Origin of the sequence: Hymenobacter baengnokdamensis, from assembly GCF_008728635.1 — a bacterium.
Lineage (GTDB): Bacteria > Bacteroidota > Bacteroidia > Cytophagales > Hymenobacteraceae > Hymenobacter > Hymenobacter baengnokdamensis.
Map to the genome: position 1 here is coordinate 114,846 of NZ_CP044285.1, position 26,448 is coordinate 141,293.

Consider the following 26,448-nt stretch of genomic DNA (forward strand, 5'->3'; position numbering starts at 1 on the left):
GCACAGTGCGGCCGGGACTTTTTACTTGGTAGCTGAAACTAGGTCTACAACTCGTCGAGCAGCCAGAGCACGATAAATATCAGGCCGATAATGGCAATGATAGCGCCGATAAGGCCGAAAATGCCGGAGATTCCGCTAAACAACGAAATTATTAAACCAATCAGAATCAGGATAATGCCCGTGCGCAGGTTGCCGCTAATGCCCCCTTTGGTGGTCGAAGCCGTGTTATCGCCCTGGCGAGCCGTGATTTTCTGCGTTTGCTTATCCAGCTTACGCATGACCTTATTCAGGGCCAGGCGCTGCACCAGGTTGAGCTTGGGAGCAGCCTTGGTGGCAGCCGGGGCCGGGGCTACTTCCGCCGCTTCAGAAACGCGTGCTTTCGCCTTGGCCACCGGGGCAGAGGCTACTGCTGCGGGAGCAGGGTTTACTGCCGCAACATCCTCTTGAGCGGGGGCCGCAATGGGAGCGGCAGCTTCGGCCATCGGCGCCGCTGCGGGCGTTTCGATGGGCGAGGAAACCGCTACGCGCGCCTTAGACGCAGCCGTAGTGGTGCCCAGGTAGGAAGGAGCATGCGACTGGAAGGAGTATTCAGCGCGGCTGCAAGAGCCCAAAGTCAGGGCGCTGGCCAGGACCACAGCTAGGCGGCCCAGGGTAGAAGTCAGGTTTTGCATAAGGTGAAAAGCAAAAATTGATGAAAGAATTGTGTCGGCAGTACGTTATAAAAAAGGTTTTGGCTGAATGCTGAGCTTGCTTTTTTTTGAGATGAATCGCCGGCAAGTACGCGTAGCTTCGCTCCCGCTACTGAACGACCGGCCTTTCTTGGTTGTTGTACCGGGCAGTATGCTGCTGCCCCTGGACTGAATTTGTTGCTTATGAAGAATGCCGTTGTGCTATGGGTGGGACTGGGAGCCCTGGCCGGAGCCGCTGCCTGCACGCAGCTGCCAATGGAGTCGAATGTGGCCAGCCGGGCCAGTTTGCAGGCGACCACTATCACGGCCCGCCCGCCCGATTCGGCAGGCTATGAAGACCGGCCGCCCCGCGACCCTAACGGCATTGGTCGCTACTACCAGGGCCGTCAGATTGCCCATGTAATGGGCCACGAAGGTGCCGGCTGGCTGGAGCGCGACGACCGCAGCCAGGAAGAAGGCACCGAAACGCTGCTTCACGAGCTGCACCTGAAGCCTACAGACGTGGTAGCCGATATTGGCGCGGGCACGGGCTTTTTCTCGTTTCGGCTGGCCCCGCTGGTGCCGCGCGGCAAGGTGCTGGCGGTTGATATTCAGCCCGAAATGATAGCTGAGCTAACGCAGCGCCAGCTCAAAAACGGCTTGCGAAATGTGGAGCCCATACTTGGCACCACTACCGACCCGCACCTGCCGGCCGGCAAGGTTGATGTGGTACTCATTGTGGATGCTTACCACGAGTTTGACCGGCCCCGCGAGATGGGCGCGGCCATTCGGGGAGCCCTGCGGCCGGGTACCGGCCGGCTCGCGCTCGTGGAGTACCGGGCCGAAGACCCCGCGGTGCCCATCAAGCCCATTCATAAGATGACCGTGGCCCAGGCCCGCAAGGAGATGGAAGCCATCGGGCTGGAATTTGTGGAAGTGCGCGAAACGCTGCCGCAGCAGCACTTGCTGCTGTTTCGGCGGCCAGCTAAATAGAGTAGCCAGAAAGCAGCCGGCAATCAAAAAAGCACGACAGGCTTCGGCAAGGCTGGCATATCGTGCTTTTTTGATTACTGAATACAGCTTACCGCTTCATCAGGCGCTCGATATCGGCGATTTCGAGCGGAATGGCAGCCATCAGGTCCTCATTGCCCTGAGTGGTGAGGAGAATGTCATTTTCCAGACGAATACCCAGCTTTTCTTCGCGGATATAGATACCTGGCTCGCAGGTGTATACCATACCCGCTTCAAACTTGCGGTACTTGTAGCCAACATCGTGCACGTCGAGGCCCAGATAGTGGCTGGTGCCGTGCGGAAAATATTTCTTGTAGAGCGGCGCGTCGGGGTCCTGGTTTTTAACGTCGCTGGCATTGAGCAGGTCGAGCCGGATAAGCTCCTGCTCCATGGCCTCCCCCACCTGCTTGTGGTACTCCTCGATGCTGTTGCCAACCACGAGGCGGGCGCTGGCAAACCGGAAAACCCGCAGCACGGCTTCGTATACCTGGCGCTGGCGCGGCGTGAAGGTGCCATTGACCGGAATGCTGCGCGAGAGGTCGGCGGCGTAGTTGGCGTACTCGGCCCCGAAGTCGAGCAGTAGCACGTCGCCGTCCTGGCACTGGCGGTCGTTGCTCACGTAGTGCAGAATAGTCGCGCTTTCGCCGCTGCCAATAATGCTGCCGTAGGCCGGCCCGCGCGAGCCGGAGCGCACAAACTCGTGCAGAATCTCGGCCTCAATCTCGTATTCCCACACGCCGGGCTTTACAAAGCCCAGCAGGCGCCGAAACGCATTGCCGGTAATCTCGCAGGCACGGCGCATCAGGCGGATTTCCTCGGGGCTTTTGATAGCCCGCAGCTGGTGTAGCAGCCGGGAGGCGCGGCGGTACTGATGCAGCGGGTAGCGGCGCTGCAGGTCCTTAATAAAGCGCGCATCACGGGTTTCGACCTCCACTACGGCCCGAATGTGCTCGTTGGAGTTGAGGTACACGTACTCGGCCTCGTTCATGAGGGCGGCCAGCACGGCCGGAAACGCATCGAGCCACATAATGGTGGGCACGCCCGACACCTGCCGCGCTTCTTCCTTGGTCAGCTTGTAGCCTTCCCACACCAGAATATGCTCGGAAGTTTCCTTTAGAAATAGAATCTCGCGGTGCTTGGGCAGCGCCGCGTCGGGGCAAATAACCAGGATGCTTTCCTCCTGGTCGACGCCCGACAAATAAAACAGGTCGGTGTTCTGCTTGAGCGCCAGCGTGCCATCGGCATTAGTCGGCAATATATCGTTAGAGTTGAATATTGCCAGCGACTGAGCGGGCAGCAGCTCGCGGAAGCGGCGGCGATTTTCGATAAACAGCTCGGGGGCGATGGGACCGTAGCGCATAGGGAGAGACGAAAAGACAGGTTAGGCGCGCAAGTTACATCCTGCTCCAACCGCGGGCCCGGCTGCCGGGCGGTAGTTTTGCAGGCGGTAAGCCCTGTAGCGGCTGCGTGGTAGCGCCAGCAAGCATTCCGGACCTGACTAAAGCTTACCGCAATAGCCCTTCTTATGCTGCACCTGCTTCGGCAAACCCGCACGTTCCTAATTCCCTACGCCCTGGTGCTGCTGGGCGTGGGAGCTATCCTGCTGACCACTCCTAAGCACACGGCCTTTTTCCTCGTAAACGGCCATTTTACGCCATTTTTCGACCAGTTTTTCCGGCCCTTTACCAACGTGGGCGATGGCCTTTTTTACGTACTTATTACGCTGGCACTGCTGTTTGTTCGCTTTCGCTGGGCGCTGCTCAGCTTTGCTTGCTTTGCAGTGACTTCGCTGGCGGCCCAGCTTGGCAAGCAGCTCATCTTCACGGGCCATCCGCGGCCCTTCCGGTATTTCCAGGAAAACCCCGGCTTCCCGCCCCTGCACGTAGTGGAAGGCGTGGTAATGGGCACGCTCAAAAGCTTTCCCTCGGGGCATTCCACGTCGGCTTTTTCGGTTTTTTTAGTGCTTACTTACTTGGTGCGGCAAAAAAGCTGGGGCCTGGCCTTCGTGCTGCTGGCCGCATTCACCGCCTACTCGCGGGTGTACCTGGCCCAGCACTTTGTGGAAGACGTATACGCCGGCTCGGTACTGGGCACCGTTCTTACCCTAGCGGTACTGGCCTGGCTCGAGCCCTGGCTCGACCGGCACCCCCGGCCCTGGTACACCTGGCGGCTACGACGGCCAGGGGTAAAACAGGTAATGAGTAATAGGTAAGGAAGAAGGAGGAACTATAGGCAACACTGCCAACAATTCCTCCCTCTTACCTTCCTGTTACGCAGTAATTTATGTCAGCTGCGGCACGAGCACCCCGCGGCCGATGCGCTGCGTGCGGCTTCGTAGCAGGGCTATTACTTCGTTTTCGGTGCGGGCAGTGCCATCGAGGAGCACAAAGTGGTGGGCCAGCAAATCGTAGCGCTTGCCCATGAGGTAGAAGAAAATGTGGAGGAAGTGGATACCGTCGAAGACAATGGCTTCGTTGCTGGCATACAGCGCCAGGTTTTGCTGAAAGTGCAGGGGGTGCTCGGTCCAGTGCATAGCCGGTTTCAGGTGGTGGCTGATGTGGTAGCCATCGTTCCAGCACTTGTGGTTGTAGGGCGTATTAATGCACGTAACGCTGTTGCGGTAGCAGTTCTCGGGGCTATCGGCATCGATAAAGGCGTGCTGCGCCCAATTGCCCAGCATCATAATAACCCGCGAAAGCACCAGCGGCACCACAAATACCGCCAGCGCAGCCGGCAGATTGACGAAAGCCAGGCCCAGCGTACAACCTATATAGAGTAGCTCACCGCGCAGCAGCCGCAGCCGCAGCGTTGGCTTATTGCGCCGATTAAAATACCCTATCAGGCGGGGAATACCGAGCAGCAGAAAATCGCCGAGGTAGTGCAGAAACCCGCGCAGCGAGTCGCGCTGGTAAAACATGGTTGAGCTTTCATCATCCGGCAGGTTATTTTCGGGGTGGTGCATACCCATGTGGTGCGTGAAGTACGTTTCGGGCGTTTGCCCAAACAGCGGCCCGATAACCCACGGGATGTACCTGTTAAGGAAGCTGTATTTTTTCTTGAATAGCACGCGGTGGCTGGTACAGTGCAGCATTAACCCGAATGGCCCCTTGAATAGGGCATTGCTCAAGCAGAAAAACAGCCCAAACACGCCCCACCACGCTGCCCCCGCAGGGTAGGCACAAAGAGCAGCACGGCCAGCGGCAGCATAGTTGCCGATATTTTCAGACTGAGGTAAATAAAGGGCAGGTCTCGCTCATCCTGCAGGTAGGAGCTGAGCCACTTATCCAAAGCCGAGGGGGTAGCCAGCCGGTTATAAAGCGGGTCGGTAGAAACAGTCAGTATTTTCATGGAAAAGCAAAGGGCAAAACCAGCTCCTAACTGGTGGCTGCCGAATTTGCCGGGGCAAAATCAGGTACGCACGAGCAAATGAGGTTAGTCAGCTAAAAAAAGCCAGGCGCAGCCTATAATGAGGGTGCGGCCAGTGGTTAAAGTTCTTTAAAACCAGCAGCCCGGAAGAGGTTCAACACCTGTCCAAAATACGTAGGAGACAACTGGCAAACTACGTAGTAAAGGTACGTGATTTCCCGCTTGTAGTCCGCAAACTAGCTTCCGGCAAAACGCTCCCGCCTGCAAGCAGGTAGGGGGGCTAAAGATGTACGCTGCCGGCCTGATTAGTGACGCACTACCAGGCGCTTCATCAGCAAGGTGTTGTCGGGGGTCATCTTTACCAGGGGCCTACCGATGCAGCTTGGGCAGCAAGCAGTAACGACAGCCTTTTCCGTGCCCGAATTTTTGCCGGCCTGACTCTCAGCCCCCTACCCGGCCGCCCTTGCCCTACCCCGGAGCCCGCCGTAACTTTAGGCAACGAACTTCTGCGTAGCCTGTCGCGCTTTGGTGCGCTTGCCCTTGCTTTGCTGTTCTCTGCTTACCGCTAACTGCCCTCGCTATGCCTACCTTCTCGCACCTGCACTCGCACACCCAGTACTCCTTGCTCGATGGCCAGGCCAGCATCGGGGCCCTGATGAAAAAGGCGCAGGCCGATGGCATGCCCGCCGTAGCGCTCACCGACCACGGCAATATGTTCGGAGCCTTCAACTTCGTGGCCGAGGCGAATAAGTACAACGTGAAGCCGATAGTGGGCTCCGAGTTTTACATGGTAGCCGACCGCCACAAAAAGACCTTTCTGCGCGAGAAGGGCGAAAAGGATAACCGCTACCACCAGCTATTGCTGGCTAAAGACCAGGCCGGCTACCACAACCTGGCCAAGCTCAGCTCAATGAGCTTTATTGAGGGCGTGTACTCGAAGTTTCCGCGCATTGACAAAGAGCTGCTGCTCCGGCACCACGAGGGCCTGATTGCCACCAGCTGCTGCATCGGGGCCGAGATTCCGCAGGCCATTCTCTTCGAGGGCGAAGACAAGGCCGAGGAATTGCTGAAATGGTGGCTCAACGTTTTTGGCGAAGACTTCTACATCGAGATTCAGCGGCACGGCCTGCAGAACTTCGATGGCACCGGCAAAAGCCAGGAAGACGTGAACCAGGTGCTGCTGCGCTTTGCCAAAAAGTACAACGTCAAGGTTATCTGCACCAACGACTCGCACTACGTTGACCAGACCGACTACGCGGCCCACGACCTGCTGCTGTGCGTGAACACGGCCGAGGAGCGCAGTATCCCGGTCGGCGACTTCGAAACGAACTACTACACCATCCTCACCGCCGACCAGCGGGTGCACTACGACCTGCTCGACAACCTCAAGAGCCAGCACGGTTACGACGAGAACGCCCGGCGTATGCTTTCGCGCATTGATGAAGAGCTGCAAAAGCCCCCCAAGCAGCGCAAGCGGCGGTTTGGCTTCGCCAACGACCAGTTCTACTTCAAAACGCAGGCCCAGATGAACGAATTGTTCAGCGATGTGCCTGAGAGTGTGGATAACACCAACGAGATTGTGGATAAAGTGACGCCGCCCAAGCTGGCGCGCGATATCCTGCTCCCCAACTTCCCGCTGCCGGCTGGCTTTGCCAACGCCGATGAGTTTCTGCGAGACCTCACCTTCAAAGGCGCCTTTGAGGGCGAGAGGCCCCGCTACTCCGAGCGCACGCCCGAGGTAGAAGAGCGACTCAACTATGAGCTGCGCATCATCCAGACCATGGGGTTTGCGGGCTATTTTCTTATTACGCAGGACTTTATTAACAAGGGCCGCAGCATGGGCGTGGCCGTGGGCCCCGGCCGGGGCTCGGCGGCCGGCTCGGCGGTGGCGTATTGCGTGGGCATCACCAATATAGACCCAATCAAATATTCTCTGCTGTTTGAGCGCTTCCTGAACCCCGAGCGCGTGTCGATGCCCGATATCGACATCGACTTTGACGACGTGAACCGCCAGAAAGTCATTGACTACGTGGTCGGAAAGTACGGCAAAACGCAGGTGGCCCAGATTATCACCTTCGGCACAATGGCCGCCAAGTCGAGCATCAAGGACGTGGCCCGCGCCATGGAATTGCCGCTGCCCGCCGCCAACGAGATTGCCAAGCTCGTGCCCGAAAAGCCCGGTACTACCCTGGCCGGGGCTTTCCGCGACGTGCCCGAGCTGCAGGCCATTCGCAACGACCAGAGCGACCTGAAAGGCCAGATTCTGGCCCTGGCCGAGCGCCTCGAAGGCTCGGTGCGCAATACCGGCATTCACGCGGCGGGCGTCATCATCGCCCCCGACGACATTACCAAGTACATCCCCGTTTCGACCTCCAAAGACTCGGACCTGCTTATTACGCAGTTTGATGGCAAGGTGATTGAGAGCGCCGGCATGCTCAAGATGGACTTTCTGGGCCTTAAAACCCTGACCATCATTGTGGACGCGCTGAACCTGATTGAGCGCAACCACGGCATTAAAATCAATATCGACGATATTCCGCTCGACGACCCCAAGACCTACGCCCTCTACCAGCGCGGCGATACGATTGGTACGTTCCAGTTCGAGTCGGAAGGGATGCGCATGTACCTCAAGGACTTGAAGCCCACCAATATCGAGGACCTGATTGCCATGAACGCCCTGTACCGGCCCGGCCCGATGCAGTTCATTCCTGACTTCATCAACCGCAAGCACGGCCGCGAAGAGGTAGTATACCCGCACGAGCTACTGAAACCCATTCTGGAATATAGCCAGGGCATAATGGTGTACCAGGAGCAGATTATGCAAACGGCCCAGATTCTGGCCGGCTACTCGCTCGGCGGCGCCGACCTGCTGCGCCGCGCCATGGGTAAGAAGGACATGAAAAAGATGGCCCTGGAGCGCGAGAAATTTGTGGAAGGCGCCGGCAAGCTGCACAAGATTCCGGCCAAGAAAGCCTCCGAAGTGTTCGACGTGATGGAAAAATTTGCCGAGTACGGCTTCAACCGCTCGCACTCGGCTGCCTACTCGGTGGTGGCGTATCAGACTGGCTACCTGAAGGCTAACTACCCGGCCGAGTACATGGCCGCCGTGCTCACCAACAACATGGGCGATATAAAGAAGGTAACCTTCTTTATCGAGGAAGCCCGCAAGCAGGGCGTGGCCGTGCTGGGGCCCGACGTGAACGAGTCGGAGCAAAAATTTAACGTGCCCCGCGAAAATCAGATTCGCTTTGGCCTGGCCGCCGTGAAGGGCGCGGGCGAAGCCGCCGTACTGGAGCTGGTGGAAGAGCGGCAGAAAAGCGGCCCGTTCAGCGACGTGTTTGACTTTGCCAAGCGCGTAAACCTGCGCGCCGTAAACAAAAAAACCTGGGAAAGCCTGGCCCAGGCCGGCGCCTTCGACAGCTTCGAGAAATACAACCGGCGGCAGTTTCTGGATGCCCCGGCCGGCGACCAGAACCTCATCGAAAAAGCCATGAAGCTAGGCCAGCAGCACCAGGCGGCCAAAGAGTCGGCGCAGCACAGCTTGTTTGGCGCCAGTGCGTTTGGGGCCGTGTCGGCCCCGCTACCCAAAGTAAACGACCTGGAAGAGTGGAGCGCGCCCGAAAAGCTGCGCCGCGAAAAGGAAGTGGTGGGCTTTTACCTATCGGGCCACCCGCTCGATACGTATCGCATGGAAATCGACGCTTACTGCACCTGCCCGCTCGATAAGCTCGATGCGCAAAAGGGTAAGGACGTGAACATTGCGGGCCTAGTGTCGGGGGTAGTATTCCGCACCACCAAAAGCGGCCAGCCGATGGCATCGTTCAACATCGAAGACTACGATTCGAGCATCAACCTGGCGCTGTTTCGCGATGACTACACGCGCTTTGGCCCCCTCATCAACCCCAAAAACTATCACAACGAGCAGGTGCCGCCCCTTTTCATCCGGGGCAAGATGGAGCTGCGCTACGGCACCCAGGACCAGTGGGAATTGAAAATAAAAACCATGGAGCCGCTGGCCCAGGTAGCCGATAAGCTCAGCAAAGGCGTGCGCGTGAAGCTCGACCTGCGCACCGTAACCGGCCCCATGATTGACCGCCTGCAGGAAGCCATTGAGCACGCCAAAGGCTCGAAGCGTCTGGAAATCCAGTTTGTAGAGCCCCACGAGCGCCTGGCGGTGGATATGTTTTCGCGGCGCTTTCAGATTGAGCCAAAGACCTTTATCGAGAAAATGCGCGAGTTTGAGCTGGATGTGTGCTCGCTGATATAAGCCATCGCAACTATTTGCGAGGATAGAAGCTTTGTGCATCGACTATATTCCGAACTTCAATGCGACACGCTGCTCTTATCCGCTGTTTTTTAGCATTTTGGCTGACTATGGGCTGGCTGGGCGGGTTGGCCCAACCGGCGGGACCCTGCCCGGCTACGGGCATCAGCACCGACCCGACCCAGCCGATTAATTCCGTACGGCCCGACCGCCGCAATACGTTTTTTAATTGGTGGAATCCGGCAACGCCCCCGCCGTATGACAATCGGGTTTATCAGCTCTATAGCGTGAGTCCGCGCACGGGTCAGGGCCGCACCTACTTTGAGTACACGCCTTACCAGCAGCCTGATAACCTCGGAACCGTGTTCCTATCCGGCTCGGCCGACCTGCCGGCCAATGGCTGGGAGCTGCTGGCTTACAACCTAGGCTATACCGAGCAGGGTCAGCCCCGGCCGGCCGGAGCACCCCTACCCTACGTGGTACTTTACCATCGCTTTACGGGCCTGCTGCGCGTGTTCGCCACGGTGGCCGAGCAGCAGCAGGCATACACCTACCACTACCTCACGCTGCGTTTTGCCGCCGGCCAGGGGCTGACTACCAAATCTGGCTTGCTGAACCGGGTGGCAGCCCCGGCCACGGCGCTGCTCGACGCGCCTGCCGGCCTGGGGGCTGTTCTTACGGGCGTGGGCCGCCACCTGAACCAGGCGGGTAAGTGGTTCGTGGCCGATTTTCCGCTCGAATACGACCCCTGCACCTGCCTGTTTCGCTCGGAGCTGGAAATAGATGTGATGGCCATGAACCCAACGACGCTCAACCTGCCCAGGGTGACGGCCACCGGGCCGATAGCCGGGCTGCTGCTTTCGCCCTACGGCGCCGAAAATGTGCAGGATAGCGGCACGATGCGAGGCTTCCCTATGCTGGGCTACCAAGGCCAGACGCCCGGCTCGCTGCTCACTACTGGCTATTACAACGTGGCGGCGGCCAGCCAGCAGCGTCAGGCTCTGAACTGGCTGCAAGCCACTACTCACGACCCAGCCCTGGTCATGAGCCTCGATTCGGCAGCTTGGTTTTGGCTCAGGGCCAGTAGCGCAGACCAGCGCACCGGCAGCCGAAACTTTTTGAGCCCGGCTTTTTTGCAAGACCCTCGTACCGAGCGCTTCCTCAACGGCTTGGATTATCTGACCGTTGGGGGCCTGTCGACCAACCTGCCGGGGACAGGGGTTGTCCCTGCGCAGCAACCTAATGCGTACGCCCAAACGGGTAGCCGGGTAAAGGGGTTTTCGCAGCCTACCGACACGCTGGGCATCATCCGGCTAGCTACGCCTGGCGCAGTTACGGCACCCACAGTAAGCCGCTACCCCTATTACAACGAGGTACTAGGCGTACTTAGCCTGCTGCGCCGCCCTACGGTGCAGCGCCAGGTAACGAACGTGCGCGACGCAGACGGGCATTCGCGCCTGCGCTACCGCTTTCGCCTGCCCGCCGACCTGGCTTATGCATTGAATCCGGCGGCGGGCCTGGTAGTCACCGATTTTCGGGCGGCGCTGGTAGTGGCGGGCAGTAGCTACCCCGCTACGCTACCGCCCGGCGATTTTGCTACCTACGAAGCACCATTACCCCTTAGCGACGACCCGGCCGGCCCGGTACAACACCTGGTGCGCACCGCGTATGTCCCGGCTGGCTGCCTGCCCGACCAGGTATTTACCCTTGATGGGCCGACCGACTGCGATGGCTTCCTGCCCGCGGGGCCGGTGAGTGTGAAAGTGTGGGTGCAGCTACGGCGGCCCGATGCGCCCGATGCCCAGCCCGTGCTGCTGGTAGCCCGCTACCCCGCCACGGTCGAGGACACCAACGACCCGTTACCGGCTGCTCCCTCTCTGCCGACAGCCTGCACGCGGCTGCTGCCGCCCCAGCCAGCGGCAGCCATCACGACTTTGTGTGCTAGCCCAGCCTACCGGGAGGCGATGCGGGCCGACCGGGCGGTCGTAGCGGAAGCTGCGGCCACTATTGCCGTACTGGCGCCGGCCGTGCTAGCTTACCCTAACCCCACGACCGGCCCCCTCACCGTCCAGTTGGCGCTACCCACCGCCCGCTGCGTGCGGCTCCGACTATTCGACGCGGTAGGCCGGCTGGTAGCCGCACCTCTGCCGCCTACCCCCTTCCCCAGCGGCATCACTCAGCTGCCGCTGTCTGGCTTGTCTCAGCTGGCTGCTGGCACGTATTTTCTGGTGCTCGACGCCGACAACCAGCGCCTGGGCACGGCGCGTCTCATAGTAACTCCTTGAATCAGGGCTAGCTAAACGCATTCATCGCCCCAGTATTGAACAGGCAGTTCCGCACCGGCCCAGCGAGCGTTAGCTTCAGCCCGTTCAAGGATATTGCGTGCGCTTGCCATTCTTCAGGCGGCCGCGCTACCGCCTGAACTTTCCCCTACCTCGTTTGTTTTACCCCAACTCCGCTACCTTGCAGCCGCGTTGGCTGTACACGCCGGACGTATTTTCACTAACCTATTCCTTAGCGTCATGGCGCATAAAGCAATTGAAATAACCGATGCCAACTTCGAGGAGATTATCAACTCGGACAAACCGGTACTTGTGGACTTCTGGGCCGAATGGTGCGGCCCCTGCCGCATGGTAGGCCCGGTAGTAGAAGAGCTGGCCGGCGAATACGAAGGCAAGGTCATCGTTGGCAAGGTAGATGTAGACGCTAACCCTCAGACTTCCATGAAGTTCGGTATCCGCAGCATTCCCACGCTGCTGGTATTCAAGAACGGTCAGATTGTAGATAAGCAAGTGGGCGCCGTGCCCAAGCACGTACTCGCCCAGAAGCTCGAAGCACAGGTAACCGCCTAGTACTTGGTGCTACCCAGCTTAAATAACCCCAGAAAGCCCCGCATTTTAGCAATGCGGGGCTTTTTGGGCTTTTAGCTTTAGCAGTAAAAGAGGCTAGCCGCTAGTAGCGGCGTACCTGCCGGTCGTGCTTCTGGTTGTAGATGGCGCGGCTGGTGCGCTGCTCGTCGTGGCGAATTTCCTGGCGCTCACCGCGCGTAACTACACCATCGGCGCGGGCAGCACGCTTATCGGCGGCTATTCCGGCTTCACGGCCGCGCAGGCGGGCAGCTTCGGGCCGGGTCAGCTCACCCGAGCGCACTCCCTGCCTGATGCGATTACGCTCCTGTGCCTGCCGGGCATTAATGGCCGGAGTACGGTCCTGAGCCTGCGCTAATGGCGCTGAGACTACAAGTAGCCCACAAAAGGCAGCTACTGAGCAAAATAAATTTTTCATGGTGGAAAAGGAAAAAATGACTTCCAAAGCTGGAATGACTTTTGAACAGGCAAAACCTGCGCCAGTTTTATAGCTGCTAAAGTAGATTCTTTTTTGATTTACTTGAAACTACTTATATTTCTGGCCAATTGCTGCCTTTTACGGCGGCGCTTTCCCCTTCCCACCTTTTTTTACTTCTTTACCATGAAACGCATTCTCGGTTTCCTCTCTGCGCTGCTCGTGCTTGGTGGCCTTTCGGCACAGGCCCAAACGGCCCCGGCTGCCAGCACGATGAGCAGCAGCTCGACCAAAATGACATCGACCAAAACGATGCCGGCCCCTGCCACGCACAAGACTACCACGACTACCAAAACGGGCATGATGGCCCCGGCCGCTTCGTCTTCGACCACCACAACTAAAATGAAGGCCGATGGTACGCCCGACATGCGCTATAAGGCCAATAAAACTACCTCCACCTCGACAATGCACGCGGCCGGCCCAATGAAGAAGGACGGAACACCCGATATGCGCTACAAGGCCAACAAAACGACGACTACAACCAAAACCAAGATGTAAGCCAGCGCAATAGCGTACGCCAAAAACCTTCCGGCTTGGCCGGAAGGTTTTTTTATGGGCGTGGCTCAGGTAAGCCCAACGGGTCGCGGCTGTTATCTTTCGGCGTTGCTATTCCTCTTTGAATCAATTTTATGCTGGCAGTCCTTACTGTTCCTTTCTTTTATACCCTGCTTGCTATTCTGGGCGGGCTGCTGGTCTTGCTGCTGCTAGCCCGGTCGCTGCTGGGAATCGTCGTAATTGGCGAGCTGGAAGTGGGCATCGTGGCCAAAAAATTTGCCAATACCAGCCTGGCCGCCGGCCGACTGATTGCCCTGGAAGGCGAGGCGGGCCTCCAAGCGGATACGCTGGCGCCGGGCTGGCACTTTTTTCTGTGGCCCTGGCAGTTTGCCGTTACCAAAGAGCCCGTAACCGTGGTGCCGCAGGGCGAAATCGGACTGGTAGTTGCGAATGGCGGCAGCCCGATTCCGCCCAGCCACATGCTGGGCCGCGTAGTTGCCTGCGACGACTACCAGGATGCCCGCGCGTTTCTGACCAGCGGCGGCGAGAAGGGCCGCCAGCTCGGCATTCTGACGGCGGGCACTTACCGTATTAATACGGCCCTGTTTACCATCATTACCCGGCGCAATGCCGATTCGATGGGCATGAACCCCAACGAGCTGGCCGTGTACAGAGTAGCCCCCGACGCGGTGGGTATTGTCACCACGCTCGATGGCATTCCGATTGAGCCCGGCGAAATAGCCGGCCCGGTTATTCCGGAGCACGACAACTTTCAGGATGCCCAGCGCTTTCTGATTGCGGGTGGCCGGCGCGGCCTGCAGGAGCAGGTGCTGCTGAGCGGCGCCTGGAACCTGAACCCGTGGTTTTGCCGCGTCGAGCAGGTACCTATGACCGAGATTCCGATTGGCCATGTGGGCGTGGTTATCTCGTTTGTGGGGCGCCCGGCGCAGGATGTAAGCGGGGCTGATTTCACCCACGGCAACCTTGTAGAAGTAGGCCACAAAGGCATTTGGGTAACGCCGCTGTACCCCGGCCGCCAGCCCCTTAACACGCGAATTATGCGCGTCGAGCTGGTGCCCACTACTAACATCGTGCTCAACTGGGCCGTGCGCACCGAAGCCCACGGCTACGACAACTCCCTGAGCAGCATTACCGTGCGCTCGCGCGACGGTTTCTCCTTTAACCTCGATGTGGCCCAGATTATTCACGTAGCGGCCCTGGATGCGCCGCGGGTTATTTCGCGGGTGGGCTCTATGCAGAATCTGGTAGACCATGTGCTGGAGCCAATTGTAGGCAATTATTTCCGCAACAGCTCGCAGGAATACACGGTGCTCGACTACCTCACCAACCGCGCCGAGCGGCAGCGTGATGCCGCTACCTTTATTCGTAATGCGCTGGCTGCTTACAATGTGCAGGCCGTTGACACACTCATCGGCGACATTGTGCCGCCGGCCCAGCTCATGACCACCCAAACCGACCGCAAGCTGGCCGAGGAGCAGCGCAAAACCTACGAGGTGCAACAGGCTGCCCAAACTCAGCGCCAGGCGCTGGTGCGCGAAACCAGCATTGCCGACATTCAAAGCGAGCTGGTAAAGAGCGAGCAGGGCGTAAATATTGCCGAGCTAAATGCTAACTCCCAGGTAAAGAAAGTACGCGGCGAGGCCGAAGCCGCCAAGCTGCGCGCCGGCGGCGAAGCCGAAAGCACCCGCCTGCGCGCCATTGCCGATTCCGAAGCCACCCGCCTGCGCGGCGTGGGCGAAGCCGAAGCCATCCGGGCCATCGGCCAGGCCAAGGCGGAGGCGTACCAGGTAGGCGTGGCCAGCCTTGGCACCCGCGAGTTTACCGCCCTGCAGCTAATGCAGATTATCGGCGACCGCCAGGTAAAAATCACGCCCGATGTGCAAGCCAATGGCAGCTCGGGCGCCGGCAGCGGCGGACTGGTCGAAGCGCTGGTGGGCCTCCTGGTACAAAATCAAAAAGTCGGGCCAACCAACCAGACCGGCAAACCCGAAGCCGCCGCGCCAGAAACGCCGGTGGCGTAGCCTAGCTCACCCACTTACCAACACTAAAGGGCGGCAAACCGGTCAGGTTGCCGCCCTTTTGCTTAATAGCTGGAAGAAGCTACTCAGCTACCGGAGCAGTAGCGTCTTCCAGCTGCACGGCGCGGCTGAATACTTCTTCCAGCGAAATCAGGGTTTCGGTGCGCTCCACGCCTTCTATCTGCTGCACCAGGTCGTGCAGCACGTTGCGCAGGTGCTGGGTATCGCGGCAGGCCAGGCGGGCAAACAGGTTGTAGCTGCCCGTGGTAAAGTGCACGCTGATAACCTCCGGAATATCGCGCAGCTGCGCAATAACCGTATCGCAATAAGAGCTTTTGAGCAGAAAGATGCCTAAAAAAGCCTGAATGCCGAAGCCCACCTTTTGCAGGTCGAGGTCGAGGGTGGCCCCGCGCACTATACCTAATTCCTCCAGACGCGTCATCCGGCTGTGAATGGTGCCCCCCGAAACGCGAAGCTGTCGAGCTATTTCGGAATACGGCAGCTTGGCATCCTGCACCAGCAGACTCAGAATGCGGCGGTCAATGTCATCTAGTTCGTAGGTACGGGGCATATGAGAAAAGTAATAAGACCCAAAATTACGCCAAATCATCATAAAAAAGGTCTTATTTTTAAAAATTACATAGTTTTTAACCTTATTTTGAATAAAATTTGCAAAACATAGAATTCTCGTTTTATCTTTGGCCCATCAAAACGCAACCGGCGTGGCGATGCCAACCTTGTAGTGTGGTGAAACTGGCAGACACGCCCTCCTCTCTCGGGGGTGAAGAGTATGGGAGAAAGCCGCCGCTTTTCGGAGCAGCCGCCTAACTACTTCGTGGAGGTTCAAGTCCTTCCGCTACAGCAGAGCCCTGGGCTATAAAGAGCCGCTTTCCGAGCCCGGAAAGCGGCTCTTTGGCAGTATGCCCCAGCCAAATCCTTGAATTATAGCATGCGCAGCAAACCCGCCCTGCCAGCGTGCGTACTTTTGTGCAACTGAGGCTACCCCGGCGGTTCGTATCGGTGGTAAGCCAGGCTCATGGGCACAAAAATACTTTTTACTCTTTTCCTGATTTTAATAAACGCGTTCTTTGTAGCGGCAGAGTTCTCCCTTATCCGGGTGCGGCTTTCGCAGCTCGAGATTAAAGCCAAGGAAGGGAGCCGCCTGGCGGGCCAGGCGGTGAGCGTGCTGCGCCGGCTCTACGACTACCTGTCGGCAACGCAGCTGGGAGTTACACTTGCTTCGCTGCTGCTGGGCGCCGTGGGCGAAGAGCTGTTTTCGGGTATCGTACTCGATTTTCTACCGCGCCTCGGCCTGGCTATCAGCCCCATAACGGCCCACAGCATTGCCGTTACGCTGGGCGTTATCATCCTGACGTTTTTGCACGTGCTCTTCGGCGAGCTGTTTCCGAAGGCACTGGCTATTCAGCGCCCCGAAGCCATCAGCCTGGCGCTGGTGCTGCCGCTGCGCGCCTTTTACCTGGCTACGCTGCCTTTAACCTGGTTTTTGTCGAAAGCAGCCAACCTGCTGCTCGGCGCGGTGGGCATCAGCAATGTGCACGGCACCGAGGCCCACACCTCCGACGAGCTGCGCCTGCTCATCGACCAAAGCAAGGAAAGCGGGGAAATCCAGGACTCGGAGCACGAGCTGATTGAGAACGTATTTCAGTTCAACGACCGCATGGTGAAGCAGATTATGGTGCCCCGCACCAAGCTCGCTGCCCTCAACGTGAGCGCCCCCGAAGAGAAAATCCTCGAAACCGTCTTTAGCGAAGGCTACTCGCGCCTGCCCGTGTTCGAGGGCAATATTGATAATATAGTAGGAATACTATATGTTAAAGACTTGCTCCCCATCATTCGCAACGGCGAGCCGCTGGAGCTGGCCCGGATTATGCGCCCGGCTTACTTCGTTCCCGAAACCAAGAAAATCAACAGATTGCTGCGCCAGTTTCAGCGCAAGCACATTGTGATGGCCGTGGTGAGCGACGAGTTTGGCGGCGTATCGGGCATCGTTACCATCGAGGATATTATGGAGGAGCTGGTGGGCGAAATCCAGGACGAGTACGACAACGAGGTGCCGGTAGTGGAAAAAATGTCGGAAAGCGAATACCGGGTGAATACCTCCACCGCCATCTCCGACGCCAACGAATACCTGCCCTTCCCGCTGCCCGAGGGCGACGACTACGAAACCGTGGGCGGCCTGCTGAATGTGCTCTACGGGAATATCCCGGAGGTCGGCGACGTGGCCGTGTTCGAGCCCTACGAGTTTCGGGTGCTGAGCCGCACCGGCCGCGTAGTTGAGATGGTGCAGCTGCGGGTAATAGCTCATTCTACCCAAGAGGTGGACCCGTTGGCTGTTGGGTGAGCACTGCTGCTTAATCTGTTGACTTGGTTTCATCACATAAAAAAGCCCTCCTGTTGCGGGAGGGCTTCTTTATGTGATTATCGTAGCGCAAATTAGTCGCCATTAACCAAGTGAACAACCAGCAGCACCAATCCTACGATGAAGGCGATGAAGCCAACATAAAATAGAATTGCCCCAATGGCGACGCCGGCACCACTACCGCCGAGACCACTACCACCAACTACAATAAGGCCAAGTATTGCTAGAAGCAAACCTGCTAGCGCGATGAGGGCAGCATTCCCCTTCTTAGATGCCGTTTTCTCGGTGCCAGCAGTAGTTTGCTTCTGGTGCATTTTATTCAATTGCTTCACCACGCTCTTCAGCGCCAACCGTTGCACTAGCGAAGGCTTGGTTGCTTTAGCCGCGGGGACAGTAGCTATAGTTGGTACGGCCACCACTGACGGAGCGATTTGAGTAGGCACGGTCTTGACCGCAACAGCTTTAGATGGAGCAGCAATAGAAGTTGGGGAACTAGCTTCGGCCTTGGTGGCGGCTGGCGTGGCAGCTGTCTCATGCACGCGCTCCGAGCCTAGATACGCCGGAACAGTGTTATTGAAAGCGTAGTTTGAGCGGCTGCACGAAGACAGTGAGGCAGCCATAACCCCGAGGGCAAACAAAAGGTGGTAAGTCTTTCTCATCAGAGAATAGTAAAAAAGGTGAAGGAAGTAACTTACCGGCAAAGCTATCAGGCTGGTGTCTGATTTCCTATTCTCCCATAAAACATTCTTCCACTATCTACGCCGATGAGCATTTTTATACTTTGTTCCCACAAAGCCCCGGTTTAAAACCAGCTGGCATACAGCTGATAATTGGCCGCCGTGCGGCGCAGGCCTTCGGCCTGCGCCTCGCTCACCGGCTTGATTTTTTTGGCCGGAACGCCAGCGTAGAGGTAGCCGGGCTCGCACACCATGTTTTCCAGCACCACCGCCCCGGCCGCGATAAGGCAGCCGGCTCCGACCACGGCGTGGTCCATCACGATGGCCCCCATGCCGATGAGCACATCGTCGTGCACGGTGCAGCCGTGCACCAGGGCGCGGTGGCCGATACTCACCCGCGAGCCGATGGTGAGGGCCGCTTTTTCGTAGGTGCAGTGTAGCACCGCCCCATCCTGAATATTGGTTTCGTCGCCGATACGGATGCGGTTTACATCGCCCCGAATCACGGCCGTAAACCACACGGTGCAGCCGCGCCCCAGCACCACATCGCCCACAATGGTCGCGTTGTCGGCCAGAAAACAGTCGGGGCCAATAATAGGTAACACGCCGTGAACGGGCAAAATAAGCGCGGGCATACTTTTCAGTGAGTAGTTGAGAGTGACAAATAACCAGCGGTAAAGATATTCCCTCGCCCCAACCCCTTTACTTACCGCCCCCTGCCAGCTGGCAGCAGCCGCTTCCAGGTTCCCTTCTCCCAATTATACTTCAGGGTGCTGGGTAGCGCCTGCCAGAAATACTTACTGGTTTCGACCGCGAAGCTGGGCTGCATATAGCAGTTGATGGTGCAGCCTTCGCAGGCGGGCAGGCGGCCCTCAAGCGCGGCCAGACGCTGGGTTTCGGGAGCCTGGTAGAGGTCGAAAAGCTGGCCGTTGATGGGAAATTTCTGGTCGCCGAGGTGGTAGCAGGGCAGCACCAGCTCATTATGGGGCGAAATGACGAGCGTAGTGCTGGCAGCCCGGCACACGGGCGCGGCTACGTGGTTGCCACCGTCGCGGCGCAAGGCGATAAAACCCTCATTCAAATACACGCCCTTGCGCTTGCCGAAAGCCGACAGAAAATCCAGCTCGGCCTCGCTCAGCTGCTCGCCGGTTTCAACGTCGCCGTACTCGAAAGCCGGGTTCAGAATGAGTATCAGGCCGTTGGGCTGCGTAATCTCGCGGTACACGCGCTCCAGGTCAGCGAGGTTGTGGCGGAAAACGGTGAACAGAATATCGGGCCGCTCGCCCAGCTCTTTGGCTACGCGCATGCTTTCGAGCACGAAATCGTAGCAGGCCACGCCCCGGCCCCGGTCGTGGGTATCACGGTCGATGCTATCAAGCGAAAAATGCAGCATATCGACCAGCCCACGCAGCTTTTCGGCATTTTTGGGGTAGAGCAGCGCATTGGTCGTCACGGTCGTGATAAAGCCCAGCTGCCGGGCCAGCGCCAGAAACTCGGGCAGCTGGCGGTGCAGCAGCGGCTCACCGCCCGTAAAGTCAATTACCTTAACGCCCAATCGCTTGAGGTCGCGCAGGTTGGCTTCTACATCGGCCAGGGTGATGTAAGGCGAGGGCTTTTCCCAGATATCGCAAAACGCGCACTTCGCATTGCAGCGGTACGTAACATAGTAATTGCACAATACTGGATGCTTGACGAGGCGCATAAGCGGTAGCGTGGGCGCTGCGAGTCCGCGCGTGAGAACGTTGTTCAACGAAGCAACGCGCGGACTCGCAGCGTCCACGCTACGAAGTTAATGCGGTAGCTGGCCCCAGGCGGCCGCATCCCATTGCGTGGGGGTGGCCGCAAGGGCCTCGGGCGTAGCCGGGCCGTAATGCTCCTGGTAATAGCTGCAAAAGCTTTTGAGCGGACAGCGCGGGCAATTGGGCTGCTGAAAAAAGCAGATTTGCTGCCCGTGCCAGTAGTTGTGCTTATGAAAATTAAACAGGCCTTCGGGGTCGAGGTGCGGCCTGAGCAGGGTAAGCAGCACTTCGTGCGCTTTCTCTACCGATACCTTCGGCCCCAGCACGCCAAGGCGCTGCATCACGCGGTGCACATGGGCATCGACGGGCAGCACGGGCTTGCGGAAGTTGAAGAGCAGCACCAGAGAAGCAGTTTTCAGGCCGATGCCCGGCATATCGGTAAGCCACTGCATCGCCTTTTCGGTGGGCCAGTCGGCCAGGAAATCGAGCGTGAAGCTGCCGCCCGTTTCGGCCTTTATACGGCCCAGAATATCCTGAATGCGCGGGGCCTGGGTGGCCGGCCAGCGCGTGGTGCGAATAGCATGAATAAGGTCATCAAGGGGCGCGTGCAGCACGCCTTCCCAATCACCGAAGGCTTCGAGCATGCGGTCGTAGGCCAGCTCTTCGTCGGCGTGGGTGGTCCGATGCGAGAGCAGGGTGGAGATAAGCTCACGCATGGGCGTGCGCCGCGCCGCCGTGGGCACCCGCCCAAAAAAACCGTCCAGGATACTATGGTCAGCCAGCGCTTTATCGAGAGGCGGAGAAGTTACTTGAACCACGGAGTAAACAGATTTTGTCGGACTGCCCGGATTTACAGCCAGTTTCTTAAAAGGATTTCTTAAACGGAAAAAGCCGCCCGATGGGCGGCTTTTTCGTTACTTACTACGTCATCAGCCGCAAGGCAGCCGTCCACAAAATCCGTGAAATCGGCTAAAATCCGCGCTAATCAGTGGTCTTTAGAGCTGGCCTTTCTTAGCGGCTTTCTGCATCTTCTCGTTGGCGAAGATGGCCACTTCCACGCGGCGGTTGGCTGCTTTGCCCGCCGCCGTCGAGTTGTCGCCTACCGGCTGGGTCGAGCCATAGCCTTTGGCCGTGATGCGGCTGGTATCCACCCCTTTGGCCGTTAGCTCATTGGCTACCGCCTGGGCGCGGCGCTGGCTCAGGGGCTGGTTGATGGCATCGGAGCCCGAAGCATCGGTGTGGCCTTCAATAACAATATTAGTATCGGCATACTTCTGGAGCGTGGTAGCCAGCTCGTCGATATTGCCGGTAGCCCCCGGCGTCAGCGTAGCTGAGTTGCTGCCAAACAGGATACCCGAAGCAAACGTGATTTTGATACCTTCGCCCACGCGCTCCACGGTAGCTCCGTCGAGGTCGCGGCGCAGCTCAGCCGCTTGCTTATCCATCTTGCGGCCAATGAGTGCCCCACCGGCCCCTCCTACGGCGGCCCCCAGGATAGCTCCTTTGGCCGTACCCGACTTGCCACCAATAACGCGGCCCAGAATGGCCCCGCCGGCGGCGCCGCCCAAGCCGCCCAGGATGCCACCCTTGAGGGTTTTGCTCATACCGGCGGGCTTGTCGGTGGTAACGGTAGTGGTTTGTGCTTGTGCAAAGTGGCCCAGCAGCATCACAAAAGCAAGCAGATAAGCAAAAGAGAGTTTAAGAATTTTCATGAAGAGAAAGAGGAAATAAAAATACGGCTGCCTGTTAGTATAGCAGCTACGCGGCTGCAAGTTCGGCAATTACAACCACCTTGCCAAACCGGGGCTCCGCTTAAAAAGAAACGAGCCCGGTAAAATACCGGGCTCGTTGTAAGTAGCGCAAGGAGGTAGTACCGCAGCCCTAGCGATGTACATAGTGGTGCACGGGCACGGGCACCCGTTTTTTAGGATTATTTACATAGTGGTTGTAGCGGGCCGGGTGATACTTCTTATCGCGGTTGCGGCCAACCAGCCCCCCGGCTACTACCCCGGCACCGGCACCAATCAGGGCACCTTTGCCGCCACCCAGCAGCCCACCTACTATGGCCCCGCCGCCGCCACCAATGGCGGCACCTTTGGCCTTATCACTCCAGCCCTTTGGGTGGTCCTGGGCCTGAGCAGCTGAGCTTACGAGCACAAAAAATAACAAGAGCAAGGCGAAGAATCCCGAACAGAATTTCATAACGAAGCAGAACGTTGAATGGAAGAAGAAGGAAGCAAGGCAGCGCCTCGGCGGCCGTGCCAGACTTTAACGCGACAGTAAGGCCGGCAGTTGCTGCAGGGCTATGAAAAAGCCCGGCGCCTGACGGGACCGGGCTTATCAAACCAATAACCTGAATTAGAGCTTATAGCGTGCCGGCTTCGGCGGCTTTCTTCATCTTTTCGTTGGCGAAGATGGCTACTTCTACGCGGCGGTTAGCTTGCTTGCCTTCGGGAGTGGCATTGTCGCCCACGGGCTGCGACGAGCCGTAGCCTTTGGTGGTAATGCGGCTGGCGGCCACGCCCTGCGCCGTAATGCCATTGGCTACGGCCTGCGCCCGGTTCTCGCTCAGGGGCTGGTTGATGGCATCGGAGCCCGACGAATCGGTGTGCCCTTCTACCAGCACGTTAGTATCGGGATATTTCTGGAGCGTAGCGGCCAGCTTGCTGATATCGGCCTGCGAGGCCGGGCGCAGCGCGCTGCTATTGGTATCGAATAGAATACCCGAGTCGAAGGTGATTTTGATGCCCTCGCCTACGCGCTCCACCTTGGCATTAGCCATATCGCGCTGGAGCTCCTGGGCTTGCTTGTCCATTTTGCGGCCAATGAGTGCGCCCGCGCCGCCGCCCACGGCAGCCCCGAGAATAGCGCCGGCCGCGGTGCCGCGGCCACCACCGATTACGCGGCCCAGAATGGCCCCGGCCACGGCGCCACCACCGGCACCAATCAGGCCACCTTTGGTGGTTTTATTCATGCCATCTTTGCGTACGCCCGTGCCATTATTGCTGGATAAGTCGGGATGCGTGGTAGTTTGGCGCGACGAAGCGCAGGAGCTTAGCAGCAGTACAACGGCCATCAGCATGGCCAGAACAGACTTGGAAGTAGTCATTTTATGAGTATTTGGTGAAAAAAAGTCAGTGTCAGTTGGGCTTATACGCAAAAGCCCGCTCTGGTTACCAGAGCGGGCTTTTCCAAAGTCGTGCCAGTGAGCACTGACTGTCGCTGAGCAGGGTGAGCACGGCAGTGCGCCCCATACACCAATTACGCTTATTATTTTGCCAGCATAGCCAGCACGTCGGTGAGGCGCTGCTTCAGCTCGCGGCGGTCCACGATAAAATCGAGGAAACCGTGCTCCAGTACAAACTCGGCGCTTTGGAAGCCCTTCGGTAAGTCTTTGCCAATCGTTTCTTTGATAACGCGCGGGCCGGCGAAGCCGATAAGCGCCCCCGGCTCCGCAATGTTGAAGTCGCCGAGCATGGCAAACGAAGCCGTCACGCCGCCCGTCGTGGGGTCGGTGAGCAGGCTGATATAGGGCACGCCGGCCTCGGAGAGCAGCGCCAGCTTGGCCGAGGTTTTGGCCATTTGCATGAGCGAGTAGCCGGCTTCCATCATGCGGGCCCCGCCCGAGCGCGAAATCATCAGAAACGGAATCCGATGCTGACGGGCATAGTCGATGGCGCGGGCAATTTTCTCGCCCACCACCGAGCCCATCGAGCCGCCGATAAAGCGAAAGTCCATGGCGGCAATTAGCAGCGGCTGGCCAGTGCACTGGCCGTGGGCTGTGCGCACGGCATCTTTCAGGCCGGTGCTTTTTTCGGTAGCCTGTACCCGCTGCGGGTAGGCCTTGGTATCGACGAAGTGGAGTGGGTCGCCGGAAGTCAGGTTGGCATCCAGCTCTTCAAACTGGCCGCCATCAAACAAAATCTCGAAATAGGCCGCCGCGTCGATACGGTCGTGGTGGCCGCAGTTGGCGCACACGTAGTGCAGGCGCTTGTGCTCGGCCATCGTAGCCACGGTTTTGCACTCGGGGCACTTATACCACAGGCCGTCGGGCGTTTCCTTTTTTTGCTCGGTGGGGGTGATAATGCCCTTTTCCTGGCGCTTGAACCAAGCCATACTGGTGGGGAACTGGAGAAATGACGAATGAGAGGTGAAGAGGGACTGGCCACAGCCAATATAGAATAAGGGGTATTTTCCCAATCTTCAGACGGGCAAAATTACGCGATAGTTAGCATCGGAACGGAACCGGCGAGATGAACGCCGCATGAGGAATCCGCAAGCTACCTACGGGCCGACCCAGGCTGGCAGCACGCAGGCATGCCCGGTGCGGCCGTAACTTGCCCCAACCATCACCTAGCCGGCCGCGTGCGGCCTTTTTCTGCTTGAAAAAGTTTTTGTTTTTTTATCGCCCTTTCCTGGGTCTGGGCCTGCTGGCCGTCAGTGCGTCGGGGCTTAGCAGCTGCGTTACGGCCAAGCGCTACGAAGACCTCCAGGCCCGCCAGCAAAGTGAGCAGGAGGCCCGTACCAGCGCCGAAAGCCAGCTGCGCCAGGCCAAGGCCGACCTGCAAAAAACCACCGATGCCCTGGCCGAGCTGCGCCTCGACCAGAAGCGCCTTGTGGCCGACTCGACCCAGACCGGCAATGCCCTGCGCCGCACCCGCACGCTTTATACACAGCTCACCGACAGCTACGATAAGCTGCTCAAAAACAGCGACCGCGCCCTGGCCGACCGCAATGCCGACTATGGTAGGCTGGCCAAAGACCTGGCTACCCGCGAAAGCGAGCTGGGGGCGCTCGACATCAGCCTGCAAAAAGCCAAATCGGACCTTTCTATCCGCGAAGCCAAGCTGGCCGAGCTGACTCAGGCGCTGGCTGATAAGGACAAGGCGGTGAACGACCTCAAGGCCCGCGTAAGTAATGCGCTGCTCAGCTTCAACTCCAAGGACCTGCAAGTGAAGCTGAAGGATGGCAAAGTATACGTGTCGCTCTCCGAGCAGCTACTCTTCAAATCGGGCTCGACCAAGGTAGACCCCAAAGGCCAGGAAGCCCTTAAAAAGCTGGCTACGGTATTGCAGGAGCAGAAAGACGTGAACGTGGTAGTGGAAGGCCATACCGACAACGTGCCCATGCGCCCCACCGGCAGCATTACCGACAACTGGGACCTGAGCGCCCTGCGGGCTACTGACATCGCCCGCCTGCTCACGGCCAGCGGCGTAGAACCAAGCCGCATTACGGCCTCGGGCCGCTCGCAGTACGTGCCCGTGGCACCCAACGACACGCCCCAGGACAAGGCCTTGAACCGCCGCACCGAGATTATTCTCACCCCCAAGCTCGACGAGCTGTTTCAGATACTCGACAGCAACAGTGGCGCGCCAAAACCTTAGAAGATAAAGTATATATACTAAGGACCGACCTCACGCAGAGGCGGCCCTTAGTAGGGATTGTGCTTGTGCTGCGCTACTGCAACTACTTCCACCACTGCGAGTTGAGTGGCCCGGCAGCTACCTCCAGGCGCTGGCCGGGCGCGGGTAGCAGCAAGGTTACCTCAGGCCCGGCCGCCTCGATGAGGCGCTGCACAGGCTGCCGCCAGGCATGAAAGGCCAGGTTGAAGGTTCCCCAGTGTAGCGGCAGCAGCGGGCCGCCGCCCAGCAGGCGGTGAGCGGCCAGCGCGTTGTCGGGGCCGAGGTGAATAGCAGCCCACTCGGGGTCGGAAGCGCCGATTTCGAGCATCACCAGGTCAAACGGGCCATACGCCGCGCCAATCTGCTCGAAAGCCTCGTCGAATGGCCCCGAGTCGCCGCCGAATAATACGCGGTGCTGCGGCCCTTTGAGTACCCACGAGGCCCAGAGTGTACTGTCGCGGTTGAGTAGCCCCCGACCCGAAAAATGCCGGGCCGGGGTAGCAATAAGCTCAAAATCGCGCGCCAGCGCGATTTTATCCCACCACGTCACTTCCGTAATGCGACCAGCCGCCACGCCCCAGCGGCGCAGGTGCGCCCCCACGCCCAGGGGGCAAAAAAACTGCTCGCCGCGCGGAGCCAGCGCCCGGATAGCCGCCTCGTCGAGGTGGTCGTAGTGGTCGTGCGAAAGCAGGATACCATCGAGTGGCGGCACCTGCGCCAGCGGCAGCGGCGGCGCAAAAAAGCGCTTGGGGCCTAGAAGCTGCGAGGGCGAGGCCCGCTCGCTCCACACGGGGTCGGTAAGAAAGCGGCGGCCATCAACTTCGAGCAGCACTGTGCTGTGCCCGAGCCAGGTAGCATGCAGCGACGTGGGCGGTACGGGCGCGGCCAGCGCCCCCGCATCGGCCCGGAAAGGGCCGAGCGGCTGGCGCGGCTCACGCTCAGCTTTTTCAAAGAGGTAACGGCTCAACAGCCTGACGTAGCCCGAAGGCGGACTCACGCTGGTAGGCAGCACGTTGTAATATTTGTTGCCGGCACGGCGGGGCTGAAGCAGCATGAGCGAAGCAG

General features: G+C 58.8%; 24 protein-coding genes. 9 read left to right on the forward strand and 15 right to left on the reverse strand.

The window, feature by feature from the left end; genetic code table 11:
- Positions 1-44 precede the first annotated feature (44 nt).
- Positions 45-671, reverse strand: a complete 627-nt coding sequence (locus F6X24_RS00455; RefSeq protein ID WP_151085762.1) for a hypothetical protein — start codon at positions 669-671, stop codon at positions 45-47.
- Between the two features lie 201 nt (positions 672-872).
- Between F6X24_RS00455 and F6X24_RS00460 the strand changes: the two genes are divergently transcribed.
- Positions 873-1,661: a class I SAM-dependent methyltransferase gene (locus F6X24_RS00460; RefSeq protein WP_151085763.1), complete on the forward strand. Its 789-nt coding sequence runs from the start codon at positions 873-875 to the stop codon at positions 1,659-1,661.
- A gap of 88 nt (positions 1,662-1,749) precedes the next feature.
- On the opposite strand, the gene F6X24_RS00465 is transcribed toward F6X24_RS00460, so the two are convergent.
- Positions 1,750-3,039, reverse strand: coding sequence for an aminopeptidase P N-terminal domain-containing protein (locus tag F6X24_RS00465; RefSeq protein WP_151085764.1), 1,290 nt, complete (start codon positions 3,037-3,039; stop codon positions 1,750-1,752).
- 165 nt (positions 3,040-3,204) lie between these two features.
- Here F6X24_RS00465 and F6X24_RS00470 point away from each other — a divergent pair, with 165 nt between their 5' ends.
- The gene (locus tag F6X24_RS00470) at positions 3,205-3,891 is read left to right on the forward strand and encodes a phosphatase PAP2 family protein (protein WP_151085765.1); all 687 of its coding nucleotides are present in this window, start codon (positions 3,205-3,207) and stop codon (positions 3,889-3,891) included.
- A 69-nt stretch (positions 3,892-3,960) separates the two neighbouring features.
- Here the strand turns inward: F6X24_RS00470 and F6X24_RS00475 are convergent, their stop codons facing one another.
- On the reverse strand, positions 3,961-4,806 hold the full coding sequence (locus tag F6X24_RS00475) for a fatty acid desaturase family protein (protein WP_229725248.1): 846 nt from the start codon (positions 4,804-4,806) through the stop codon (positions 3,961-3,963).
- A complete protein-coding gene (locus F6X24_RS19045; protein ID WP_229725250.1) occupies positions 4,803-5,027 on the reverse strand; it encodes a hypothetical protein in 225 nt (74 codons plus the stop codon). Before F6X24_RS19045 ends, F6X24_RS00475 begins: the two co-directional genes overlap by 4 nt.
- 598 nt (positions 5,028-5,625) lie before the next feature.
- On the opposite strand from F6X24_RS19045, the gene dnaE reads away from it, so the two are divergent.
- The 3 genes from dnaE to trxA all read left to right on the forward strand — a co-directional run bounded on the left by dnaE (position 5,626) and on the right by trxA (position 12,161).
- Positions 5,626-9,312 carry a DNA polymerase III subunit alpha gene (gene dnaE, locus F6X24_RS00480; protein ID WP_151085766.1) on the forward strand — a complete coding sequence of 1,229 codons (3,687 nt, stop codon included), beginning with the start codon at positions 5,626-5,628 and terminating at the stop codon, positions 9,310-9,312.
- A gap of 59 nt (positions 9,313-9,371) precedes the next feature.
- The gene (locus tag F6X24_RS00485; protein ID WP_151085767.1) at positions 9,372-11,594 is read left to right on the forward strand and encodes a T9SS type A sorting domain-containing protein; all 2,223 of its coding nucleotides are present in this window, start codon (positions 9,372-9,374) and stop codon (positions 11,592-11,594) included.
- Positions 11,595-11,831: 237 nt separating this feature from the next.
- Complete coding sequence (trxA, locus tag F6X24_RS00490) at positions 11,832-12,161, forward strand: thioredoxin (RefSeq protein WP_068341183.1); 330 nt, start codon at positions 11,832-11,834, stop codon at positions 12,159-12,161.
- A 100-nt stretch (positions 12,162-12,261) separates the two neighbouring features.
- On the opposite strand, the gene F6X24_RS00495 is transcribed toward trxA, so the two are convergent.
- Complete coding sequence (locus tag F6X24_RS00495) at positions 12,262-12,594, reverse strand: hypothetical protein (protein WP_151085768.1); 333 nt, start codon at positions 12,592-12,594, stop codon at positions 12,262-12,264.
- Between the two features lie 183 nt (positions 12,595-12,777).
- Here F6X24_RS00495 and F6X24_RS00500 point away from each other — a divergent pair, with 183 nt between their 5' ends.
- Together F6X24_RS00500 and F6X24_RS00505 are read left to right on the forward strand one after the other, a co-directional pair.
- On the forward strand, positions 12,778-13,149 hold the full coding sequence (locus tag F6X24_RS00500; RefSeq protein ID WP_151085769.1) for a hypothetical protein: 372 nt from the start codon (positions 12,778-12,780) through the stop codon (positions 13,147-13,149).
- 131 nt (positions 13,150-13,280) lie between these two features.
- Positions 13,281-15,188: an SPFH domain-containing protein gene (locus tag F6X24_RS00505; RefSeq protein ID WP_151085770.1), complete on the forward strand. Its 1,908-nt coding sequence runs from the start codon at positions 13,281-13,283 to the stop codon at positions 15,186-15,188.
- 79 nt (positions 15,189-15,267) lie between these two features.
- On the opposite strand, the gene F6X24_RS00510 is transcribed toward F6X24_RS00505, so the two are convergent.
- On the reverse strand, positions 15,268-15,756 hold the full coding sequence (locus F6X24_RS00510) for an Lrp/AsnC family transcriptional regulator (protein ID WP_151085771.1): 489 nt from the start codon (positions 15,754-15,756) through the stop codon (positions 15,268-15,270).
- A gap of 465 nt (positions 15,757-16,221) precedes the next feature.
- Here F6X24_RS00510 and F6X24_RS00515 point away from each other — a divergent pair, with 465 nt between their 5' ends.
- The gene (locus F6X24_RS00515) at positions 16,222-17,547 is read left to right on the forward strand and encodes a hemolysin family protein (protein WP_151085772.1); all 1,326 of its coding nucleotides are present in this window, start codon (positions 16,222-16,224) and stop codon (positions 17,545-17,547) included.
- A gap of 92 nt (positions 17,548-17,639) precedes the next feature.
- Here F6X24_RS00515 and F6X24_RS00520 read toward each other — a convergent pair whose 3' ends face one another.
- The 8 genes from F6X24_RS00520 to accD form a co-directional block, all read right to left on the reverse strand.
- Positions 17,640-18,185, reverse strand: coding sequence for a hypothetical protein (locus F6X24_RS00520; protein WP_151085773.1), 546 nt, complete (start codon positions 18,183-18,185; stop codon positions 17,640-17,642).
- Between the two features lie 182 nt (positions 18,186-18,367).
- Positions 18,368-18,877: a gamma carbonic anhydrase family protein gene (locus F6X24_RS00525; protein WP_151085774.1), complete on the reverse strand. Its 510-nt coding sequence runs from the start codon at positions 18,875-18,877 to the stop codon at positions 18,368-18,370.
- A 71-nt stretch (positions 18,878-18,948) separates the two neighbouring features.
- Positions 18,949-19,944: a radical SAM protein gene (locus tag F6X24_RS00530; protein ID WP_151085775.1), complete on the reverse strand. Its 996-nt coding sequence runs from the start codon at positions 19,942-19,944 to the stop codon at positions 18,949-18,951.
- Positions 19,945-20,031: 87 nt separating this feature from the next.
- Positions 20,032-20,799, reverse strand: a complete 768-nt coding sequence (locus F6X24_RS00535) for an endonuclease III domain-containing protein (RefSeq protein WP_229725252.1) — start codon at positions 20,797-20,799, stop codon at positions 20,032-20,034.
- A gap of 177 nt (positions 20,800-20,976) precedes the next feature.
- Positions 20,977-21,693: an OmpA family protein gene (locus F6X24_RS00540; RefSeq protein ID WP_229725254.1), complete on the reverse strand. Its 717-nt coding sequence runs from the start codon at positions 21,691-21,693 to the stop codon at positions 20,977-20,979.
- Positions 21,694-21,862: 169 nt separating this feature from the next.
- Positions 21,863-22,183, reverse strand: a complete 321-nt coding sequence (locus F6X24_RS00545) for a YMGG-like glycine zipper-containing protein (protein ID WP_151085776.1) — start codon at positions 22,181-22,183, stop codon at positions 21,863-21,865.
- A gap of 163 nt (positions 22,184-22,346) precedes the next feature.
- Positions 22,347-23,090, reverse strand: a complete 744-nt coding sequence (locus F6X24_RS00550) for an OmpA family protein (RefSeq protein WP_229725256.1) — start codon at positions 23,088-23,090, stop codon at positions 22,347-22,349.
- 161 nt (positions 23,091-23,251) lie between these two features.
- On the reverse strand, positions 23,252-24,097 hold the full coding sequence (accD, locus tag F6X24_RS00555; protein WP_151085777.1) for an acetyl-CoA carboxylase, carboxyltransferase subunit beta: 846 nt from the start codon (positions 24,095-24,097) through the stop codon (positions 23,252-23,254).
- 278 nt (positions 24,098-24,375) lie between these two features.
- On the opposite strand from accD, the gene F6X24_RS00560 reads away from it, so the two are divergent.
- The gene (locus F6X24_RS00560) at positions 24,376-25,365 is read left to right on the forward strand and encodes an OmpA family protein (protein WP_229725258.1); all 990 of its coding nucleotides are present in this window, start codon (positions 24,376-24,378) and stop codon (positions 25,363-25,365) included.
- Between the two features lie 82 nt (positions 25,366-25,447).
- Here F6X24_RS00560 and F6X24_RS00565 read toward each other — a convergent pair whose 3' ends face one another.
- Positions 25,448-26,437: an MBL fold metallo-hydrolase gene (locus F6X24_RS00565; RefSeq protein ID WP_151085778.1), complete on the reverse strand. Its 990-nt coding sequence runs from the start codon at positions 26,435-26,437 to the stop codon at positions 25,448-25,450.
- Between the last annotated feature and the right edge of the window lie 11 nt (positions 26,438-26,448).

Excerpts from the sequence above, each read along its gene's own strand:
- F6X24_RS00455 (WP_151085762.1), bottom strand. The coding sequence starts at position 671 with ATGCAAAACCTGACTTCTACCCTGGGCCGCCTAGCTGTGGTCCTGGCC.
- F6X24_RS00460 (WP_151085763.1), top strand. The coding sequence starts at position 873 with ATGAAGAATGCCGTTGTGCTATGGGTGGGACTGGGAGCCCTGGCCGGA.
- F6X24_RS00465 (WP_151085764.1), bottom strand. The coding sequence starts at position 3,039 with ATGCGCTACGGTCCCATCGCCCCCGAGCTGTTTATCGAAAATCGCCGC.
- F6X24_RS00470 (WP_151085765.1), top strand. The coding sequence starts at position 3,205 with ATGCTGCACCTGCTTCGGCAAACCCGCACGTTCCTAATTCCCTACGCC.
- F6X24_RS19045 (WP_229725250.1), bottom strand. The coding sequence starts at position 5,027 with ATGAAAATACTGACTGTTTCTACCGACCCGCTTTATAACCGGCTGGCT.
- dnaE (WP_151085766.1), top strand. The coding sequence starts at position 5,626 with ATGCCTACCTTCTCGCACCTGCACTCGCACACCCAGTACTCCTTGCTC.
- F6X24_RS00485 (WP_151085767.1), top strand. The coding sequence starts at position 9,372 with ATGCGACACGCTGCTCTTATCCGCTGTTTTTTAGCATTTTGGCTGACT.
- trxA (WP_068341183.1), top strand. The coding sequence starts at position 11,832 with ATGGCGCATAAAGCAATTGAAATAACCGATGCCAACTTCGAGGAGATT.
- F6X24_RS00495 (WP_151085768.1), bottom strand. The coding sequence starts at position 12,594 with ATGAAAAATTTATTTTGCTCAGTAGCTGCCTTTTGTGGGCTACTTGTA.
- F6X24_RS00500 (WP_151085769.1), top strand. The coding sequence starts at position 12,778 with ATGAAACGCATTCTCGGTTTCCTCTCTGCGCTGCTCGTGCTTGGTGGC.
- F6X24_RS00505 (WP_151085770.1), top strand. The coding sequence starts at position 13,281 with ATGCTGGCAGTCCTTACTGTTCCTTTCTTTTATACCCTGCTTGCTATT.
- F6X24_RS00510 (WP_151085771.1), bottom strand. The coding sequence starts at position 15,756 with ATGCCCCGTACCTACGAACTAGATGACATTGACCGCCGCATTCTGAGT.
- F6X24_RS00515 (WP_151085772.1), top strand. The coding sequence starts at position 16,222 with ATGGGCACAAAAATACTTTTTACTCTTTTCCTGATTTTAATAAACGCG.
- F6X24_RS00520 (WP_151085773.1), bottom strand. The coding sequence starts at position 18,185 with ATGGCTGCCTCACTGTCTTCGTGCAGCCGCTCAAACTACGCTTTCAAT.
- F6X24_RS00525 (WP_151085774.1), bottom strand. The coding sequence starts at position 18,877 with ATGCCCGCGCTTATTTTGCCCGTTCACGGCGTGTTACCTATTATTGGC.
- F6X24_RS00530 (WP_151085775.1), bottom strand. The coding sequence starts at position 19,944 with ATGCGCCTCGTCAAGCATCCAGTATTGTGCAATTACTATGTTACGTAC.
- F6X24_RS00540 (WP_229725254.1), bottom strand. The coding sequence starts at position 21,693 with ATGAAAATTCTTAAACTCTCTTTTGCTTATCTGCTTGCTTTTGTGATG.
- F6X24_RS00545 (WP_151085776.1), bottom strand. The coding sequence starts at position 22,183 with ATGAAATTCTGTTCGGGATTCTTCGCCTTGCTCTTGTTATTTTTTGTG.
- F6X24_RS00550 (WP_229725256.1), bottom strand. The coding sequence starts at position 23,090 with ATGACTACTTCCAAGTCTGTTCTGGCCATGCTGATGGCCGTTGTACTG.
- accD (WP_151085777.1), bottom strand. The coding sequence starts at position 24,097 with ATGGCTTGGTTCAAGCGCCAGGAAAAGGGCATTATCACCCCCACCGAG.
- F6X24_RS00565 (WP_151085778.1), bottom strand. The coding sequence starts at position 26,437 with ATGCTGCTTCAGCCCCGCCGTGCCGGCAACAAATATTACAACGTGCTG.